Annotated in this window: 20 protein-coding genes; 18 read left to right on the forward strand and 2 right to left on the reverse strand. The window is 36.3% G+C overall.

Annotated features, from left to right (window positions below; all coding sequences use genetic code 11):
* The first annotated feature begins 100 nt into the window (after nucleotides 1–100).
* From IGJ20_RS05335 to IGJ20_RS05400, 14 genes are all read left to right on the forward strand, one after another.
* A complete protein-coding gene (locus IGJ20_RS05335; protein WP_202522457.1) occupies nucleotides 101–1,483 on the forward strand; it encodes a bifunctional metallophosphatase/5'-nucleotidase in 1,383 nt (460 codons plus the stop codon).
* Between the two features lie 34 nt (nucleotides 1,484–1,517).
* Complete coding sequence (locus tag IGJ20_RS05340) at nucleotides 1,518–2,147, forward strand: YutD family protein (RefSeq protein ID WP_002357954.1); 630 nt, start codon at nucleotides 1,518–1,520, stop codon at nucleotides 2,145–2,147.
* Nucleotides 2,148–2,152: 5 nt separating this feature from the next.
* A complete protein-coding gene (locus IGJ20_RS05345) occupies nucleotides 2,153–2,923 on the forward strand; it encodes a TIGR01457 family HAD-type hydrolase (RefSeq protein ID WP_002357953.1) in 771 nt (256 codons plus the stop codon).
* Entirely contained in the window at nucleotides 2,911–3,564 is a 654-nt protein-coding gene (locus IGJ20_RS05350; RefSeq protein WP_080279888.1) for a TIGR01906 family membrane protein, read from the forward strand. Before IGJ20_RS05345 ends, IGJ20_RS05350 begins: the two co-directional genes overlap by 13 nt.
* A gap of 126 nt (nucleotides 3,565–3,690) precedes the next feature.
* Nucleotides 3,691–4,260 (forward strand): DUF1836 domain-containing protein, encoded by a 570-nt coding sequence (locus IGJ20_RS05355; RefSeq protein WP_202522458.1) that lies wholly within the window; start codon nucleotides 3,691–3,693, stop codon nucleotides 4,258–4,260.
* On the forward strand, nucleotides 4,253–5,113 hold the full coding sequence (locus IGJ20_RS05360) for a DegV family protein (RefSeq protein WP_002357950.1): 861 nt from the start codon (nucleotides 4,253–4,255) through the stop codon (nucleotides 5,111–5,113). Before IGJ20_RS05355 ends, IGJ20_RS05360 begins: the two co-directional genes overlap by 8 nt.
* Before the next feature lie 117 nt (nucleotides 5,114–5,230).
* Entirely contained in the window at nucleotides 5,231–5,932 is a 702-nt protein-coding gene (locus IGJ20_RS05365; RefSeq protein WP_202522459.1) for an MIP/aquaporin family protein, read from the forward strand.
* Nucleotides 5,933–6,105: 173 nt separating this feature from the next.
* Entirely contained in the window at nucleotides 6,106–6,810 is a 705-nt protein-coding gene (gene yycF, locus IGJ20_RS05370; RefSeq protein ID WP_002357947.1) for a response regulator YycF, read from the forward strand.
* Nucleotides 6,811–6,816: 6 nt separating this feature from the next.
* The gene (gene walK / locus IGJ20_RS05375) at nucleotides 6,817–8,646 is read left to right on the forward strand and encodes a cell wall metabolism sensor histidine kinase WalK (RefSeq protein ID WP_002419179.1); all 1,830 of its coding nucleotides are present in this window, start codon (nucleotides 6,817–6,819) and stop codon (nucleotides 8,644–8,646) included.
* Entirely contained in the window at nucleotides 8,643–9,953 is a 1,311-nt protein-coding gene (locus IGJ20_RS05380; RefSeq protein ID WP_002385989.1) for a YycH family regulatory protein, read from the forward strand. Before walK ends, IGJ20_RS05380 begins: the two co-directional genes overlap by 4 nt.
* Nucleotides 9,953–10,807 (forward strand): two-component system regulatory protein YycI, encoded by an 855-nt coding sequence (locus IGJ20_RS05385; protein ID WP_002365516.1) that lies wholly within the window; start codon nucleotides 9,953–9,955, stop codon nucleotides 10,805–10,807. The genes IGJ20_RS05380 and IGJ20_RS05385 overlap by 1 nt, the downstream gene beginning before the upstream one ends.
* A 56-nt stretch (nucleotides 10,808–10,863) precedes the next feature.
* Nucleotides 10,864–11,670, forward strand: a complete 807-nt coding sequence (locus IGJ20_RS05390) for an MBL fold metallo-hydrolase (RefSeq protein WP_002357943.1) — start codon at nucleotides 10,864–10,866, stop codon at nucleotides 11,668–11,670.
* Nucleotides 11,671–11,880: 210 nt separating this feature from the next.
* Complete coding sequence (locus IGJ20_RS05395) at nucleotides 11,881–12,795, forward strand: permease (protein WP_002379342.1); 915 nt, start codon at nucleotides 11,881–11,883, stop codon at nucleotides 12,793–12,795.
* A gap of 18 nt (nucleotides 12,796–12,813) precedes the next feature.
* Nucleotides 12,814–13,680: a TIGR03943 family putative permease subunit gene (locus IGJ20_RS05400; protein WP_202522460.1), complete on the forward strand. Its 867-nt coding sequence runs from the start codon at nucleotides 12,814–12,816 to the stop codon at nucleotides 13,678–13,680.
* A 51-nt stretch (nucleotides 13,681–13,731) separates the two neighbouring features.
* Here the strand turns inward: IGJ20_RS05400 and IGJ20_RS05405 are convergent, their stop codons facing one another.
* A complete protein-coding gene (locus IGJ20_RS05405) occupies nucleotides 13,732–14,232 on the reverse strand; it encodes a threonine/serine exporter family protein (RefSeq protein WP_002382172.1) in 501 nt (166 codons plus the stop codon).
* A gap of 5 nt (nucleotides 14,233–14,237) precedes the next feature.
* Nucleotides 14,238–14,990 (reverse strand): threonine/serine exporter family protein, encoded by a 753-nt coding sequence (locus IGJ20_RS05410; RefSeq protein WP_202522461.1) that lies wholly within the window; start codon nucleotides 14,988–14,990, stop codon nucleotides 14,238–14,240.
* 435 nt (nucleotides 14,991–15,425) lie between these two features.
* Here IGJ20_RS05410 and ireB point away from each other — a divergent pair, with 435 nt between their 5' ends.
* From ireB to IGJ20_RS05430, 4 genes are all read left to right on the forward strand, one after another.
* Nucleotides 15,426–15,695, forward strand: a complete 270-nt coding sequence (ireB, locus tag IGJ20_RS05415) for a regulatory phosphoprotein IreB (protein ID WP_002357937.1) — start codon at nucleotides 15,426–15,428, stop codon at nucleotides 15,693–15,695.
* Nucleotides 15,692–16,114: a Holliday junction resolvase RuvX gene (gene ruvX / locus IGJ20_RS05420; RefSeq protein WP_002357936.1), complete on the forward strand. Its 423-nt coding sequence runs from the start codon at nucleotides 15,692–15,694 to the stop codon at nucleotides 16,112–16,114. The genes ireB and ruvX overlap by 4 nt, the downstream gene beginning before the upstream one ends.
* 37 nt (nucleotides 16,115–16,151) lie before the next feature.
* A complete protein-coding gene (locus IGJ20_RS05425; protein WP_202522462.1) occupies nucleotides 16,152–16,457 on the forward strand; it encodes a DUF1292 domain-containing protein in 306 nt (101 codons plus the stop codon).
* Between the two features lie 500 nt (nucleotides 16,458–16,957).
* Nucleotides 16,958–17,806: a helix-turn-helix domain-containing protein gene (locus IGJ20_RS05430; RefSeq protein ID WP_002382173.1), complete on the forward strand. Its 849-nt coding sequence runs from the start codon at nucleotides 16,958–16,960 to the stop codon at nucleotides 17,804–17,806.
* Nucleotides 17,807–17,866: the final 60 nt, after the last annotated feature.

The raw sequence follows: 17,866 nt of genomic DNA on the forward strand, positions 1-17,866 counted from the left end.
TTTAGGAGAAATTCTTCTAAAGTCATCTGTTCTTTTTTGTAACTTTCTTCTATAAATATGGTACTATTAATCAGAGCGCTGAATAAAGGAGGCGATTTTAGTGGAAGAGATTGTGTTGTTCCATACCAATGATCTTCATTCTCACTTTGAAAATTGGCCCAAAATACGGCGTCTGGTTAAAGCCAAACGTTCGCTGTACCAAAAAGAGGGCAAAACAGTCGTAACCATTGATTTAGGTGACTTTTCAGATCGGTGTCATCCTTTGGCCGAAGCAACAGATGGTCGAGCAAATGTAGCTATAATGAATACATTAGCGTATGACCTGGTTACAATTGGAAATAATGAAGGAATCGGCAATTCAAAGAAACAATTAGAGCATTTATATGATCAGGCAACATTTGAAGTGGTCTTAGCTAATTTAGAAGATCCAAAAACCCAAATGTTACCAGATTTTTGTCAAGCATATAAAATTATGACAACTAAAGAAGGCACAAAGTTAGGGTTTATTGGCTTAACCGCACCATTTCCTTTAACGTATAATCCCAATGGCTGGACAATCAAACAAGTGGAAGCAGTCCTTCCTCAACTGATTACAGAAGTTGCGTCTCAATGTGATGTTCTCATTTTGCTTAGTCACTTGGGGATAGATACTGATTTTATGATTGCGGCGAATTATCCTGAAATTCAAGTGATTTTAGGTTCCCATACACATCATTTATTTAAAGATGGTGAAAAAATTAATCATGTGCAACTAGCAGCTGCTGGCAAATATGGACAGTATATTGGTGAAGTGCATCTGTTTGTGGATGCCGACACGAAGCAAGTCACAAGTTATGCAAAAACGATGGAAACAGCAAGTTTAGAAGAGCAAGCAACTGATGCCAAGGAAATTGCGGGTTACTTAACGGAAGGTCATCGACTATTGCAAGCGCAGCAAATTGCACAAATCCCTGAAACCTTGTCAACGGACTTACGGCAACCGCATGCCTTTATAACTGTTGCCTTGAAAGCGTTAAAAGAAGCGGGGCAGACCGAAGCGGCTGTGTTAAACAACGGGTTATTTTTAGCAGATTTACCAGAAGGAATAATCAATGCAGACCAATTACATGAGGCCTTGCCTCATCCAATGCATTTAATCAAGGTTACCTTGAAAGGGTCAGACATGAGCCGTTTGATTCGTGAAATGGAAAAAAGTCGTCAATTTCTGCGGAAATTTCCGATTCGCGGGATGGGCTTCCGCGGGAAAATTTTTGGCGAATTATGTTATGATGGGATTCGTTTTGAGCGAAATAGCCAGACCGTTTTTTGGCAAGGGAAACCTATTCAGCCAGAGCAGAAGTATACGCTGACAACAGTGGATCACTTTCAATTTGTTCCGTTTTTCCCAACGATTGAGTTAGTTGGAGAAGTCGAATTTTTATTTCCAGACGTTTTAAGAACTGTCGTGGCGAACTATCTGCATGCCCACTATCCAATCAAATAAAAACAAGGTATAATAAAAACTAGGTGGTGAAAAAATGACAGACAAAAAGACAACCGAAAAAAAAGAAACAGAAACTGCTGCAACCTTTACAGAAGAACTAACAGCAGTTCTTGAAGAAATAAAAGAAGAACCTGTAAAAGAAAAGAAAAAAGGGGAAATTGTCACCATTGTGAATGAAACAGATATTCAAATTGGTGAAAGAGAGTACCGAATTGTTAAAAATCATCGTGATGCCTTTGATCCTGAACGCTTAGGTGAACGGTTTAGTGAAGTATTAGCGCGTTATGATTATATCGTAGGAGACTGGGGCTATGAACAGTTACGCTTGCGTGGCTTTTTTGATACTTCTAATCGTCGGGCAGCGCCGGATCAACGCATTGATACACTAGAAGACTATTTGTATGAATATTGTAATTTTGGCTGTGCCTATTTTGTAATTGAACGAACAGGGGAACGTAAAGAAAAAACAACGCATCGTCGTCGTCGCCATAAAAAGAATAATCGTTCTAACGCGTTTGTCGAGGAAAAGAGTGCGCCCGCTAATAAAAATAGCAAGCCAGTGATTCGTACGCGAAAAGAAGAAAATAAAAAAACGACTACACCCAAACAGCCTAGTCCCAAAAAATCTGGCAAAGGCTTTACGATTCGTCAACGTGAGGAGTAAACAGAGTGAAAAAAGACTATCAAGGATATTTAATTGATTTAGATGGAACGATTTATTTAGGAAAAGAACCAATTCCAGCTGGAAAACGTTTTGTCGAGCAGTTACAGGAAAAAGATTTGCCTTTTTTATTTGTAACGAATAATACCACTAAATCTCCTGAAACAGTGGCACAACGTTTAGCAAATGAATTTGATATTCATGTCCCAGCATCCCTTGTTTATACAGCGACTTTAGCGACGATTGATTACATGAAAGAAACCAATCGGGGCAAGAAAGTCTTTGTCATCGGCGAGGCTGGTTTAATTGACTTAATTTTAGAAGCAGGTTTTGAATGGGATGAAACAAATCCTGATTATGTTGTCGTGGGACTTGATACAGAATTATCTTACGAAAAAGTGGTTTTAGCTACCTTAGCCATTCAAAAAGGGGCGTTGTTTATTGGAACCAATCCAGATAAGAACATTCCGACAGAAAGAGGCTTATTACCTGGTGCAGGTTCAGTTGTGACGTTTGTGGAGACAGCTACTCAAACAAAACCAGTTTATATTGGCAAACCAAAAGCGATTATCATGGAACGAGCGATTGCGCATTTAGGCGTGGAAAAAGAGCAAGTGATTATGGTTGGAGATAATTATGAAACCGATATTCAATCAGGGATTCAAAATGGTATTGATAGCTTGTTAGTTACATCAGGTTTTACCCCTAAGTCAGCTGTTCCAACTTTGCCAACGCCGCCAACCTATGTTGTTGATTCCTTAGATGAATGGACTTTTTGAGTATGATGAGGTCGAAATTGCGTTTAAGGGAAACGCTTGGACTCATTTGTTTGTTTTTAACGATTGTGGCTTTAAGTATCACGATCACGATTAATTTTCGTCCATTGTATCTTTTTGATATCCAACACTTAAATATTTTAAAAGACGTAGAGGTTGATCGTGTGACCTTGATTAAAAATTACGATCATTTAATGATGTACTTAAACAATCCTTTTGAAAAAACATTAGTATTTCCTGATTTTCCAATGTCTGATAGCGCGGCTTTTCATTTTTATGAAGTAAAAAAATTGTTTTTATTGTGCTATGGCGTATTACTAGTTACGTTGTTGCCTAGTATCCTTTATTTAAAATATTTGGTAAAAAATCAGCGTTTATGGACATTGATACGGCCATTTCAGTGGGGAATGTTTTTGCCTGTGCTCTTTGGCTTTTTCATGCTGATTGGCTTTGATCAATTTTTTATTGCGTTTCATGGATTATTTTTTAACAACGATGCTTGGTTATTTAATCCGCTGACTGATCCGATTATCAATGCCTTGCCTGAAGCCTACTTTATGCATTGTTTTATCTTGTTTTTTGTTTTATTAGAAGTCCTGTTTTTGATAGGTGTTTTAATCGGAAAACGTTCTTTAAAAAAATAAAGAGAGAAAAGTGAACAATTCCAAAATTGCTCGCTTTTCTTTTTTATTCAATCTAGTTTTAAAAACTAGATTGAATAATTGTCAAAAGTATGATATTCTTTTTTAGAAATGGTTAGGAGGGTTTTTATGGACGAGATAGAAAAATCACTACAAGATTGGGGCCAACAATTGGAAAACGTTCATTTGCCAAGATGGCATGAGTTACCAGACATTGAATTATATATGGATCAAGTGATTACTCTGATAGAAAAATACTTATCCCCATTGATTACACTGGAAAAACATACTTTGTTAACGTCCTCAATGGTTAATAATTATGTCAAACACGGGTTAATCCCGTCCCCAGTGAAAAAGCGCTACAATCAAAAGCATTTAGCGTTTTTAATTGCGATTACGTTGTTGAAACAAGTGTTAACATTGCCAGAAATTAAGCAAGGCATTTTATTCCAAGGAGCCACGGTTGGTATTCGTGAAGCGTACAATTTATTTTGTCAAGAACAGGAACGAGCGATTTATGTGATTGCTGCTCAAGCGCAAGAAAAAGAAGTTCAGGCCAAATCACAAGAACCTATGGGGATTGAATATTTGGCTGTAAAAGCAGCGACAATGTCTTTTGCTACTAAAATGTTTAGTGAAAAAGTGATTGAATTGGAACAAGAATACTTAAAAGAAATGGATGAGATGACACATGAATAAAGAAAAGATCGCACTACTGGTTGATTCTGGGACAGATGTTCCAGAGGCATTAGTCAAACAATACGGCATGTATGTCTTGCCCTTACAGATTATTTATCCTGAAAAAACCTATACAGATAAGGTAGATATTACACCAGAAGAAGTGTATCAACGTTTAGAGAAAGAAATACCTAGTACTTCATTACCTGATGGTGCAACAATCCAAGCTATTTTTGACAAAATTAAAGAAGCGGGTTACGAAAAAGTCTTAGCGGTGACCATTTCTAGTGGTTTAAGTGGAACCTATAATGTGGTTCGCTTGCTTGGAGAACAAACCGAAGGACTAGATGTATTTGTTTTAGATACAAAGAACATTGGTATCGGGGCTGGCATTCAGGCGATACGAGCAGCAGAATTAATTGAAACAGGATTAGGCTGGCAAGAATTACAACAAAAATTAACAGAAGAAGTAGCCAACGCAAAAGTATTTTTTAATGTAGCCACTTTAGAATATTTACAAAAAGGTGGACGAATTGGTTTAGTCACTTCTATTTTAGGGAATGCGCTAAAATTAAACCCCATTATTTCTTGTAATGAAGAAGGCATTTACTATACGGTGGCTAAGTCTCGCGGCCGTAAAAAAAGTCTTGATAAAACGTTTGAGTTGGTGACGAACTTTATAGGTGAGGCACCCCGTTTTCGTTTGGCAGTCGCTCACGGTGCGGCAGAGGAAGAAGCAAAAGCAATGATGGAACGCTTGAAAGCGGCTTTTCCACAAGCAGAAGAAATTTACTTTGGAACGATTAGTCCGGCATTAGTTGTTCATACAGGACCAGGACTTTTAGGTGTTGGCATACAGTTATTAAATGATTGATTAAATGAAAAATCCTCTCAAATTTTTTTGAGGGGATTTTTCATTTAAGATTTCTCTTTTTCATAGAAATATCATTTTACTGGAAAAACAACGAAAATTATATTGAAAATTTCACGAATGTGTTACAATTCATCTACAAAGGGGGAATTTTTTGTGAAAAAAGCAATAGCAGAATGTTTAGGAACATTTATTCTTGTCTTTTTTGGGACAGGAACAGCCGTTCTAGGAAATGGTATGGAAGGGATTGGAACAACGGGGATTGCCTTAGCATTTGGCTTAACAATCGTTGCTGCTGCCTATAGTATTGGCACAATTTCAGGTGCACATCTAAATCCAGCTGTTTCTTTAGGAATGTGGCTTAATAAACGAATAACAACAATGGAACTAATCTACTATGTAGTGGGACAAATTGTTGGTGGCTTGATTGCCTCATTTGCATTATTAAGCATTCTAAAAGGTGCTGGTAAAAGTATTGAGAACTTAGGTCAAAATGGCGTAGGGGAATTAAGTGTTGCTGGTGCATTGACAGTCGAAATTATTTTAACATTTATTTTTGTTTTAGTTGTCATGACAGTTACAAGTGCTAAGAAAGGCAATGCTTCATTAGCAGGAATCGTAATTGGGTTAACACTAACAATGATTCACTTAGTCGGCATTCCTTTGACAGGAACTTCTGTCAACCCAGCTCGTAGCATCGCGCCAGCCGTTTTTGCGGGTGGTTTAGCGTTATCTGAGTTGTGGATTTTTATCGTTGCGCCATTAATTGGTGGATTATTAGCCGCTCTTGTAGCAAAATTCGTCTTAGATACGGAAGAATAGATTAGCGGAAGAAGAATCTTTGATAACAAGCGTCAATTGTTGTCAGAGATTCTTTTTTTGTTATACTAGGAGAACCTGAAGGCGCATTTTTAGCTAAAGATGAAAACATCATCAAAATAAGGTATAATAGGAAAGTATCAAATAAGATTAGAAGGAAAAAGAGGTGTCTCTTTGTGAAGAAAATTTTAGTAGTTGATGACGAGAAGCCAATTTCAGAGATCGTTAAATATAATTTGGTTAAAGAAGGATATGAAGTATTTACTGCTTATGATGGAGAAGAAGCACTTGAAAAAGTGGAAGAAGTGGAACCAGACTTAATTATTTTAGACTTAATGCTCCCTAAAATGGATGGCTTAGAAGTCGCGCGAGAAGTGCGCAAAACACATGACATGCCAATCATTATGGTGACTGCCAAAGATTCTGAAATTGATAAGGTTTTAGGATTAGAATTAGGCGCTGATGACTATGTAACGAAACCATTTTCAAATCGTGAATTAGTTGCTCGTGTAAAAGCCAATTTACGGCGAGGTGCAACCAATGCGAAAGAAGCCGAGGTGACAACGCAATCTGAATTAACGATTGGTGATTTAACCATTCATCCTGATGCATACATGGTCTCAAAACGGGGTGAAAAAATTGAATTAACCCACCGTGAATTTGAGTTACTTTATTACTTAGCAAAACATATCGGACAAGTCATGACTCGTGAACATTTATTACAAACCGTTTGGGGTTATGATTATTTTGGGGATGTGCGGACAGTGGACGTAACCGTACGTCGTTTAAGAGAAAAAATTGAAGATAGTCCAAGTCATCCAACGTATTTAGTTACTCGTCGTGGGGTTGGTTATTATCTAAGAAATCCTGAACAGGAGTAATCAGGTATGAAGAAAAAAGTTCACTTTTTTCAATCTGTTAATTTTAAGATTGCTTTATCATTTATTCTGCTGTTACTGATTGCGATTCAAATCATTGGTGGCTATTTCATTCGTGAATTGGAAGCCACCACGATTTCCGATTTTAAGAAAAATATGGATTCTCAGGTTGTCCAATTGTCAAATACGTTAAGTACGCAGATGAGCAACAAAGATCTCGAACGTAGTGATGTTGATGCAAATTTAAAAAAAGCGTTATCGGATTTTTCAAATGCAGATATTTCTGAAGCGAGAATTGTCGATGATAAAGGGATTATTCGGGCAACCAATGATTTAAATCAACAAAATATTATTGGGAAAAAGAATGATTATCGTGATTTAAATGACTTTACGAGTAAAAAATATCAAGCTTTAGATAATGATAAACGCGTGTATGTGAATGTCCAGCCGATTCAATCGCCTACTGGAGAAACAGTGATTGGTGTCCTTTATGTGAAAAGTAATTTAGAAAATAAATACCAAGAAATTACCAACACAGCAAGTATCTTTTTCACTGCTTCTATTATTGCCGCAGCAATCTCGATTATTGTGACCTTACTGATTGCACGATCAATCACGAAGCCGATTGGGGAAATGCGCGAGCAAGCCCTTCGAATCGCTCGTGGTGATTACGCTGGAAAAGTAGAAGTCCATGGAAAAGATGAATTAGGCCAATTAGCAGAAACATTTAATCAATTATCAGAACGGATTGAAGAAGCACAAGAAACAATGGAAGCAGAAAGAAATCGTTTAGATAGTGTCTTAACGCATATGACAGATGGCGTCATTGCGACGGATCGCCGCGGAAAGGTGATTACGATTAATGAAATGGCTCTTTCATTATTAAATGTAAAAAATGAAAATGTGATTGGGACCTCGTTATTAGAGTTGTTAGATATTGAAGAAGATTACACATTGCGGAAGCTGTTAGAAGAGCCAGATGAACTGCTGATTGATCGCTCAACGTCTGATCGTGAAGAAGACCAAATGATTATCCGGGTAGACTTTACGATGATTCGTCGGGAATCAGGATTTATTACTGGCTTAGTTTGCGTACTTCATGACGTCACAGAACAGGAAAAAAACGAACGGGAAAGACGGGAATTTGTTTCCAATGTCTCTCATGAGTTGCGAACGCCTTTGACAAGTATGCGTAGTTATATAGAGGCTTTAAGTGAAGGGGCTTGGGAAAACCCTGAGATTGCGCCGAACTTCTTAAAAGTCACGTTAGAAGAAACCGACCGGATGATTCGTATGATTAATGATTTGTTGAATTTATCTCGGATGGACTCTGGGAATACACATCTTCAATTAGAATATGTGAATTTTAACGAATTGATTAATTTTGTCTTGGATCGCTTTGATATGATGATTGAAAATGAGCAAAAAAATTACAAAATTCGCCGTGAATTTACTAAACGCGATTTATGGGTAGAGTTAGATACAGACAAAGTAATTCAGGTTTTAGACAACATTTTGAACAATGCGATTAAGTATTCGCCAGATGGCGGCGTCATTACCTGCCGACTAGTTGAAACACATAATAATGTCGTCTTTAGTATCTCGGACCAAGGTTTGGGCATCCCTAAAAAAGATCTCGGGAAAGTCTTCGAGCGTTTTTATCGTGTGGATAAAGCACGTGCGCGAGCACAAGGTGGGACTGGTTTAGGTTTAGCAATTTCTAAAGAAGTAATTCGGGCCCATAACGGGAGTATTTGGGTGGAAAGTACAGAAGGTGAAGGATCGACTTTCTATATTTCACTACCATATGAACCTTATGAAGAGGATTGGTGGGAATGATGAAATTATCAGAATGGATTACAAGAATTGGCTTGATTTTGATGGTCATTTTAAGTATATATTTTTCAGTCAATATCTGGCTGAATTCTGCCAAAAAAATACCAGAAATGAAGTCGGGAAGCCAAGTCACAACAGCTGTCAATGAAAAAGCCATTGGCGATGTCTATTTACCTTTGCAATTGATTCGAATAACTGATGGAAAAGCGATGCAAAGTAATCGTGAAACATTAATTAGTAATGTTCAAAATGATATTAAAATGGCTACTTTTGGTAAATTGACACAAGTTGTGACAAAAAATGCAGAGCAACTTAAGCGCTACAACCAAATGGAACAAGGCATTGAACTTCTTTATCAAGGTCCCTTTTTAATCTCGGACTATGCTTCGATTTATAATCTATCCATTAATTTTACTAACTTTAATGAGTTGACGGACCAGTATTTTACGAAAATTCAATTGGATTTTAACGAAAATAAGATACGTTTTTTAGATTATGATCAAGCCAACGTCTATGAAGCGCCCATGACTGTCAATAAGGCGCGCTTAATGGGAATTATCAATAAAGAGGGATTGCAATATCAAGACGTTTCCGAAAATACGCTAACCAAACAAGGACAATGTTATTTAACCAATGATATGAAGTTGAAAAAGTACAGTTATATCTTAGCTTCGCAACCAGTTACTCGTTTTAGGAATGCTTTTTTCAATGAAACGGAAGATATCCAAACCAATGAAGACAGTCAAGACTTAACCTATACGAGTAAAGAAGAACGATTGTTTGCAGAAGAAAAACTGGGGAAAATCGATTTTAAAGGGACCTTGCCAGAAGAGAATAAACGGGACTCAATCTATAATCAAAGCTTTTCTTATGTAAAACGTTTAGGAACCAATATGGGGAATTTACGTTACTTTGATCGAACGAAAGATAGTGTCAATTATCGGACTTTTGTGGAAGGTTTCCCAGTGTTCAGTAATGATTTAAAAGGCCAAGTGGATATTCGCATCACGAACAACGATGGTGCTGCGCCAAGCGTAACCATTAACACAAGTGTGAATACGATCCAAGTGCCGATCCCTTCAGAAGAAGAAGTGACGCTGGAAAGCACGGAAAAATTGATTAAGCGTTTAGAAACAGCTGGTGCTAAAAAGGAAAAAATCCAATCGGCTGTTATCGGTTATACGTGGCAGACAATTGAAGAAGTCAAACAAGTCGTTGATTTAAGTCCGGAATGGTATGTCCTTTATAACAACAATTGGTACACTGCAACGGACTTGGTAAAACAATTACCAAGCTTGGAGGTGGGCTAATGGATTTTAAACGAATTGAGTGGATTTTCTTCTTAGCATTTTTAGGATTAAATATCTTTTTATTTGGAATTTATCGGGAAGGTCAACAAGAGGAGAGCAACGTCTCTTCTTCCAGCCAAACAGAATCGATTGAAAGTCGGTTGGAAAAAGATAACATCTCGTATAAAGGGACACTTTCTTCAGAACGATTGGAAGGCTATTATTTAAGTGGCGAACAAACCAATTTTTCTGCTGCTTTAAAAATCCAACGTGAAAAGAATAAAAACTTTTTGAGAAATGGGCTGCAAATTGCGGATAATACTTTAACGAGTGTGCCTAGTAAAAACTATTTTATTGATCCTAAGAAAATTGATAAAGATTTAAGTACTTTTTTAAATGAAAAAAATGCTTTATTATTCGGAGACGAATATCAATACTTACCAGAATTTTCTCATTTAAAAGAGCCGACGGCAGAAATTGTGGCTGCACAATCGTATAAAGGAATTCCCTTTAGAGATGACACGGCAAAATTAAGTATTTTAGCAGATACGTCAGGTGAATTATGGAAAATTAGTAAATATTCGCAAACGCACATTGAAAATATTGAAGAATTACGAGACAAAACGGATTTATATTCCAATCGTGATGCGATAGACACGCTCTATATGAATAACCGCATTCCTAGTAATTCCAAAATAACATTCATTAAATTGGCCTATTCAAGAATTTATAAAATTCGTGAGAAAAATGTATACGTTCCAGTCTGGTTTGTAGGAATTTCTACTGGTGAAGATTCAGTTGAAATTGAACAGGTGAATGCCGTAAGTAATACCATCATCACAAATAATACTGTGCCAAAGGTGGAAAAACATTAAGGTCCGTTGTATAATGAAACACGTTAATGTTGTAATGTAGAAGGGAAGAGTTTTAAATGGATTCAGAGTTTGCTTTTAATATCAGTGTTCTTGCCAGTGGCAGTACAGGCAATTCCCTTTTTATTGAAACCAACCAAAAGAAAGTATTAGTAGATGCGGGTTTAAGTGGCAAAAAGATCACTTCACTGTTAGCAGAAGTCAATCGCAAACCAGAAGATTTAGATGCGATTTTAGTTACACATGAACATCGGGATCACATTCATGGCGTTGGCGTGTTAGCGCGAAAATATAAGTTAGATGTCTATGCCAATGAAAAAACGTGGCAAGCGATGGATCCCATGATTGGCAAAGTCGATGTCGCTCAAAAACATATTTTTGAAATGGGCAAAGTTTTGACCTTGGGAGATATGGACATTGAAAGTTTTGGTGTCTCACATGATGCGATTGCGCCTCAATTTTATCGTTTTCATCGCAATAATCGTTCCTTTGTTGTTCTAACGGATACAGGTTATTGTAGCGATCATATTCGTGGTACGATTGAAAATGCAGATGCTTATTTAGTCGAAAGCAATCATGAAATTGAAATTTTGCGAGCAGGACCTTATCCATGGAGTCTTAAACAACGGATTTTAGGAGATAAAGGCCATTTATCCAATGATGATGGTGCTCTTGTGATGGCGGATGTGTTAGGTGATAAAACAAAACGCATTTATTTAGGTCATCTTAGCAAAGAAAATAATACGAAACTTCATGCGCGAATGGCAATGGAGTCTACTTTGAAGCAAAAGGATTTAGGCGTCGGTGAAGCATTTAAGGTATATGATACAGACCCCGATTCAGCCTCAGAGTTATTTCAAATTTAGAATAATGGTGGTTTATCAGTTTTTGAGCGTGGAGCAAAAATCCAAAGTGATTTTTGTCCCATGCTCATTTTTTGTTCTTTTATCCAGTTGGTTTGACAGAGACATCGGTGATAATACTTTTAAACTCTTAGTTAATTTTTTGACAAATACTTGTGTTTGTCTGGTGTTAGGAGTATAGTTAACTAGATTTTTACTAGTGGGAGGTCTATGATGTTTCAATTTTTACCAAACTCTGTTTTACAGATGAGCACTATTTTTCTTTCGATTATTATCGAAGCATTGCCTTTTGTCATGTTAGGTTGCTTGATTTCAGGTGCTTTACATGTTTTTTTAACACCAGAACGAGTAAAAAAAGTGTTACCTAAAAATAAATTTTTATCAATTTGTGTAGGGAGTTTCCTAGGTTTTTTCTTCCCTTCTTGTGAATGCGGGATCGTCCCAATTGTGCATCAATTTGTTAAAAAAGATGTACCAACACATACCGCTTTTGCTTTTATGTTAACGGCACCAATCATTAATCCAATTGTGCTATTCTCAACATACGTAGCTTTTAGTGGCGCAACAAAATTTGTGATTTGGCGAGTTTTAGGCAGTATGATTGTCGCGTGGGTTATCGGCATTTGGTTAGCTTATTTTCGAAAAGAATCAATTTTAACAGAGAAAGAGTTGGCGCAGATTAAAGAAGAGCAGGTTGCTCATACGCATGAACACGTTGATGAAGTTCGTTCATTTTGGAAAAACGGCTGGTCAGCGTTAACCCATAGTATTGATGAATTTTTTGATACGGGTCGTTATTTAATTTTTGGTTCTTTGTTAGCAGCAATCATGCAAACCTATATTCCAACTGGTGCGCTTATGCAATTGGGCCATTCAAAGATTTTAGCGATTCTAGTCATGCTAGTCATCGCTGCCACTCTATCACTTTGTTCAGAAGCAGATGCATTTATTGGTTCTTCTCTTTTGAGTTTGTTTGGAACAGGACCAATTGTCGCCTTCCTAGTTTTTGGTCCAATGGTAGATATTAAAAATTTATTGATGATGAAACGTTATTTTAAGATGTCATTCATTGTACAATTTGTTTTGATAGTGGCGCTTGTCGTAACTATTTATGCGGCAGTAGTTTAGAAAGGAGGCCTACAATCGATGATACGATTTATTATTTTAATTGGATATATGGGGTTGATGATGTATCTTCAAATTTCAGGTGAACTGAACCAATATATCAATATTCATTATAATTACTTAGCTGTTTTATCAATGGTTTTAGCTTTTATTATGGCGATTGTCCAATTGATTTTGTGGAACCAAGCAGATCCATCAATGCAAAAAAAACATGAAGACATGCACCAACATGGGGGACATGAACATCATGGCCATCAGCATAATTTGGAAAAACCCAGCCAAAGAGGGCTTGCCTATTTACTACTTTCTTTACCGTTGATTGTTGGCTTATTATTTCCGACAGTTAGTTTAGACACAACAATTGTTGAAGCAAAAGGATTTAACTTTCCAGTAAGTAAAGAATCAGTAGGGGATCCTGATATGCAAACGCAATATTTGAAACCTGATACAAGTATGTATTTCAATAAGACGGATTATGACAAGCAGATGGCAAAATCCATGAAACAATATGATGGCCAATCTGTGATTTCAATTACGGATGAAAACTATTTGGAAATTATGGAACTAATCTATAATTATCCAAGTCAATTTGCAGGGAAAAGGATTTCTTATAAAGGCTTTGTCTATAATTCAAAAAGAGAAGAAAGTGTTGACCAGTTTGTCTTCCGTTTTGGGATTATTCATTGTGTCGCTGATTCTGGCGTTTTTGGCTTGTTGGTTCATTTTCCTGAACATACCCAATTTCAAAACAATGATTGGGTAACGATTACCGGCACGGTTGAGTTGTCCTATTATCCACCGTTTAAACGACAAATACCAACTGTGCAAGTGGAGAAAGTCAAAGCAGATCAAGCACCAAAAAATCAATATGTCTATCGTTCCTTTTAAAAAAAGTTGGTTGCTTCCTTATCAAATGGAAGCAACCAACTTTTTTGCTGTCTATTTTTTAATTTTGTTGCGTTTACGACGAATAAAACCCAAAGATTCTCTTTTTTCCCGAAAGCTGCGGATATTCTGATTGAAAACCTCAGAAGCGACTAAGCCTAACGCAATTGCCCCAGCAATCATTACAGCTTGCACGGTAAAATAGGCACCTTTTTCATAATTGCCAATTACAATATTCCGAACAGCTTGATAAGCTAAGCCACCAGGTACCAATGGAACAATACCAGGAATATTAAAAATCGTGACAGGCATTTTCAATATTTTTGAGAATAGGTAGCTTACTGCCGCAACACCGACAGCACCGATGAGGGAACCTAATGCTGCATTTCCACTAAAAACTTCAACGATTACCCAATAAAGCATCCAGCTTACACTACCAGTTAGACCACAAGCCACCAGTGATCGTCGAGGAACATTAATAATAATCGCAAATGCCGCAGAAGCTAAAAAACTAAAGATAAATTGTACCAAAACGATTCCTAGCAAGTAAGTCACTCCTTTTAATAGAAAAGTTGAAAGACAAAAGCAATGCCAAAACCAATCATTCCTGAAGTCATTAATGCTTCAGTCCCACGAGAAACACCCGATAAGTAGTGTCCAGCTAGCAAATCGCGAAGAGCATTGGTAATTTGCACACCAGGCACTAAAGGCATGACACAACCAATGATGATTAAATCTTGTGATTGTCCGAGTCCCAATTTGACTGAAAGAATAGCGGCTGCACCAATGAACAGCGAAGCTAAAAATTCAGATAAAAATTTAATCTTGAGAAACTTTAAACTAAAATAATAAAGACTATAGCCGCAACCACCAATCAGAAAAGTCAAGAATAAATCGGACCAGACGCCACCAAAAAGAATCATAATTGTAGCGCTGACAACGGCCGCACTAACAATGCGTGCGCTAATTGGAAAATGGCGGTGTTCACTATCAATCACTTTTAGTTTATTCAGTAATTCCTCTAAAGAAAAATCACCAGCCACATAAGCACGAGACAGCTGATTCACACGAGAGATTTTTTCTAAATCAATACCACGTTTCATTACTTGAACCATACGAATCGTGGAGGTTCCATCTATGCCAACAAATAGCCCGGTTTGTGTCACATAGCTAACCATTCGATAGTTGCCAGAAGTAAGCGCAATTCGGCTCATTGTATCTTCAACACGGTACATTTCTGCATCGCTTTCTATCATAATTTTACCAGCTAACAAACAGGTTTCTAAAAGTAAATCCAAATGAGCAGGAGTCATTGAGCAAGCCTCACTTTATGTATTTTCTTCTAGTGTACTACAAACGAACCAAAAAGAGGAAATAAATAACAGCTGCAATCGAAAATTTACATCGTAAACAGATTGTTAGCGAATTGTAACATTAAAAGGCTGATATTATTTAATCATAGATATTTAAAAGTTTTCAAAAGAAAAACGTAGATTTTTTCGCAAAATGAATTGAAGGGAAAGGTGATATTCTGGCGTTTTAGCAGACCTTTATTCTTGTTTTATAAAGTTGTGTATTTGTTTTTATAATTTTAAAATTATCGATGGCTGTCATTTTTTTGCGGAGTCTTTATTAATAAAAGACTAAGAAATAACAAAAAAGAGAGAAGGAGAAGAAATTTTGTTTGTAGTTTCGGTTCTTTTCTAGTAAAATGAAATTGTATAAAAGTAGAAGTGAGGTGTAGTAAAATGGGTTTTACAGACGAAACAGTACGCTTTGATTTTGATGATAATCGAAAAAAAGCAATCAGTGAAACGTTAGAAACCGTATATCGGGCATTAGAAGAAAAGGGATACAATCCTATTAACCAAATAGTAGGGTATTTACTTTCTGGGGACCCGGCTTACATTCCTCGTTATCAAGATGCTCGAAACTTAATTCGTCGTCATGAACGTGATGAAATCATGGAAGAATTAACCAAATATTACTTAGCGAACCACGGAATCGATATCAAATGAGGATCATGGGGCTAGATGTAGGTTCACGGACAGTCGGTGTGGCTGTTAGTGATTTATTAGGTTGGACAGCACAAGGCATCGAAATTATTCGCATCAATGAAGAGGAAGAGAACTTCGGTTTTGAGCGATTAGGTGAATTGGTGAAAGAATACGAAGTCACGAAATTTGTCGTAGGTTTACCGAAAAACATGAATAATTCCATCGGTCCTAGAGCTGAAGCATCCATGGCATATGGTGATAAGATTCAAGAATTATTTCAATTACCTGTTGACTATCAAGATGAACGATTAACAACTGTCCAAGCAGAGCGTTTCTTGGTGGAGCAAGCAGATGCTTCAAGAGCCAAAAGAAAAAAAGTCATTGATAAACTAGCGGCAGTAATGATTCTACAAAATTATTTAGATGCACATAGCCGATAATTATCGAGCTTTGAATACATCAAGGGAGAGAAGAAGAATGACAGAACACAACCACGATCATGATCACGAAGGACATGAACACATTACTTTAGTAGACGAACAAGGAAATGAAACATTATACGAGATCTTACTAACTGTTGACGGTCAAGAAGAATTCGGTAAAAATTATGTTTTATTATATCCAGCAGGAATTCCTGAGAATGAAGATGTTGAATTGCAAGCTTACTCATATGTGGAAAACGCAGAAGGTACAGAAGGCGATTTACAGCAAATCGAAACAGATGCTGAATGGGATATGATTGAAGAAGTTTTCAATACATTCATGGCTGAAGAAGAAGAGTAAAACTGTAACGAGAGAAGCGCTACTTCTCCTATTGAGAAGTAGCTTTCTTAATAATAATTGTTATAATGTACATGTTGTTTCTATCATAAGATACTATCGCTATCATTGAGTGTGGTGAATAAAGAAGAACAGTAATGTCTAGTTTTACAAGATGTTGTAAAAACGTAACATCCTTGTAATGACGTTAATTTGGTAACTATCTAGCATAATTTATAATTTGTGTTATACTAAGTATGAGGTTTTGGAAATACTGTTAATTTTATAATATTAAATAAAAAAATGGCTCCACCTACTGGCATAGGTAGAGCCGTCAGAAATTCAGTTAAACAAACACGTAATTATTGGTGTGGTGCATTGCCACGAACTGAAATTCCAGTTAATAAAGCAAGTAAATCAAACATATATTTCACCTCCTTTATTATGATAGCTTCATTATAACATTATCTGTAAAATGATGGTATGTTTAATACAAAAAAAATAGAAAGATTGGAGTTTTGACTGTGAGAGTAGCGGGAGAAAAAATCAAAACAGCGCGTAAAAAGAAAAAATTATCGCAAGCTGAATTGGCAAAAGGAATTTGTACACAAGCAACAATTAGTAACATTGAAAACAAAAATGTGTGTGACAGTTTAGACATTTTCTCATCTGTATGTCTACGTTTAGACTTACAAGTAGAAGAATGTATCGAAGGTTCTAGTGAGAAAAAACTCGAAAGCTTATTAAATAAAGTAGAAGAATTATGCTTTTACTTTAAGCACGATGAAGCCTATGATTTGTTGAAAGACTATCCAGATGATATCGAAAGTTCAAACAGAATTTTAGAAACAAAATTTTTCTATTATAAAGGAATTACGAGTTTATTAGGTAAGAAAAATAATAGCGAAGCATTGTTCTATTTACATCGTGGTTCTGAAATTAGTCGTGATATTAATATTTATAATATTTTGAGTATGAATGCGATCGGTATTTTATATGAATTAGAAGATGATATTGAAAAAGCAAAAGTTTATTACGATAAATCTTTACAATTGCTAAGCGAATTCAAATTAGATTATCCATTAGAGCAATGCCGTATTTATTATAATACCGCAAAATTCTATTCATTAATTAAAGACTATGCAAAGAGCATTGAATTAAGTGATAAAGGAATCGAAATTAATCGGACACACAGTTCTATTTACTCTTTAGATTGCTTATTATACGAAAAAGCGTTTAATAAACAAATGCTAGGACTAGATGCTGTTGAAGATTATCGTATTGCGTACTACTTTACACGTTTCTTTGAAAATAAAAAATTACTTGCTTATATTGAAAAAGATATGCAAGAGTTTAACATCAGTTTTAAATAATAAATTATTGTTTCAGATTTTAAAAAGAACAACCTAACTCAAGAGGAGTTAGGTTGTTCC

Source organism: Enterococcus sp. DIV0294, assembly GCF_050558155.1.
Lineage (GTDB): Bacteria > Bacillota > Bacilli > Lactobacillales > Enterococcaceae > Enterococcus > Enterococcus faecalis.

Bases quoted from the DNA above. Each gene is read 5' to 3' on its own strand.
- IGJ20_RS05385 (WP_002365516.1), top strand. From the start codon at position 9,953: ATGGATTTTAAACGAATTGAGTGGATTTTCTTCTTAGCATTTTTAGGA.
- IGJ20_RS05360 (WP_002357950.1), top strand. From the start codon at position 4,253: ATGAATAAAGAAAAGATCGCACTACTGGTTGATTCTGGGACAGATGTT.
- IGJ20_RS05380 (WP_002385989.1), top strand. From the start codon at position 8,643: ATGATGAAATTATCAGAATGGATTACAAGAATTGGCTTGATTTTGATG.
- IGJ20_RS05400 (WP_202522460.1), top strand. From the start codon at position 12,814: ATGATACGATTTATTATTTTAATTGGATATATGGGGTTGATGATGTAT.
- IGJ20_RS05365 (WP_202522459.1), top strand. From the start codon at position 5,231: ATGTGTTACAATTCATCTACAAAGGGGGAATTTTTTGTGAAAAAAGCA.
- IGJ20_RS05350 (WP_080279888.1), top strand. From the start codon at position 2,911: ATGGACTTTTTGAGTATGATGAGGTCGAAATTGCGTTTAAGGGAAACG.
- ireB (WP_002357937.1), top strand. From the start codon at position 15,426: ATGGGTTTTACAGACGAAACAGTACGCTTTGATTTTGATGATAATCGA.
- IGJ20_RS05355 (WP_202522458.1), top strand. From the start codon at position 3,691: ATGGACGAGATAGAAAAATCACTACAAGATTGGGGCCAACAATTGGAA.
- walK (WP_002419179.1), top strand. From the start codon at position 6,817: ATGAAGAAAAAAGTTCACTTTTTTCAATCTGTTAATTTTAAGATTGCT.
- IGJ20_RS05410 (WP_202522461.1), bottom strand. From the start codon at position 14,990: ATGACTCCTGCTCATTTGGATTTACTTTTAGAAACCTGTTTGTTAGCT.
- IGJ20_RS05425 (WP_202522462.1), top strand. From the start codon at position 16,152: ATGACAGAACACAACCACGATCATGATCACGAAGGACATGAACACATT.
- IGJ20_RS05340 (WP_002357954.1), top strand. From the start codon at position 1,518: ATGACAGACAAAAAGACAACCGAAAAAAAAGAAACAGAAACTGCTGCA.
- IGJ20_RS05395 (WP_002379342.1), top strand. From the start codon at position 11,881: ATGTTTCAATTTTTACCAAACTCTGTTTTACAGATGAGCACTATTTTT.
- IGJ20_RS05390 (WP_002357943.1), top strand. From the start codon at position 10,864: ATGGATTCAGAGTTTGCTTTTAATATCAGTGTTCTTGCCAGTGGCAGT.
- ruvX (WP_002357936.1), top strand. From the start codon at position 15,692: ATGAGGATCATGGGGCTAGATGTAGGTTCACGGACAGTCGGTGTGGCT.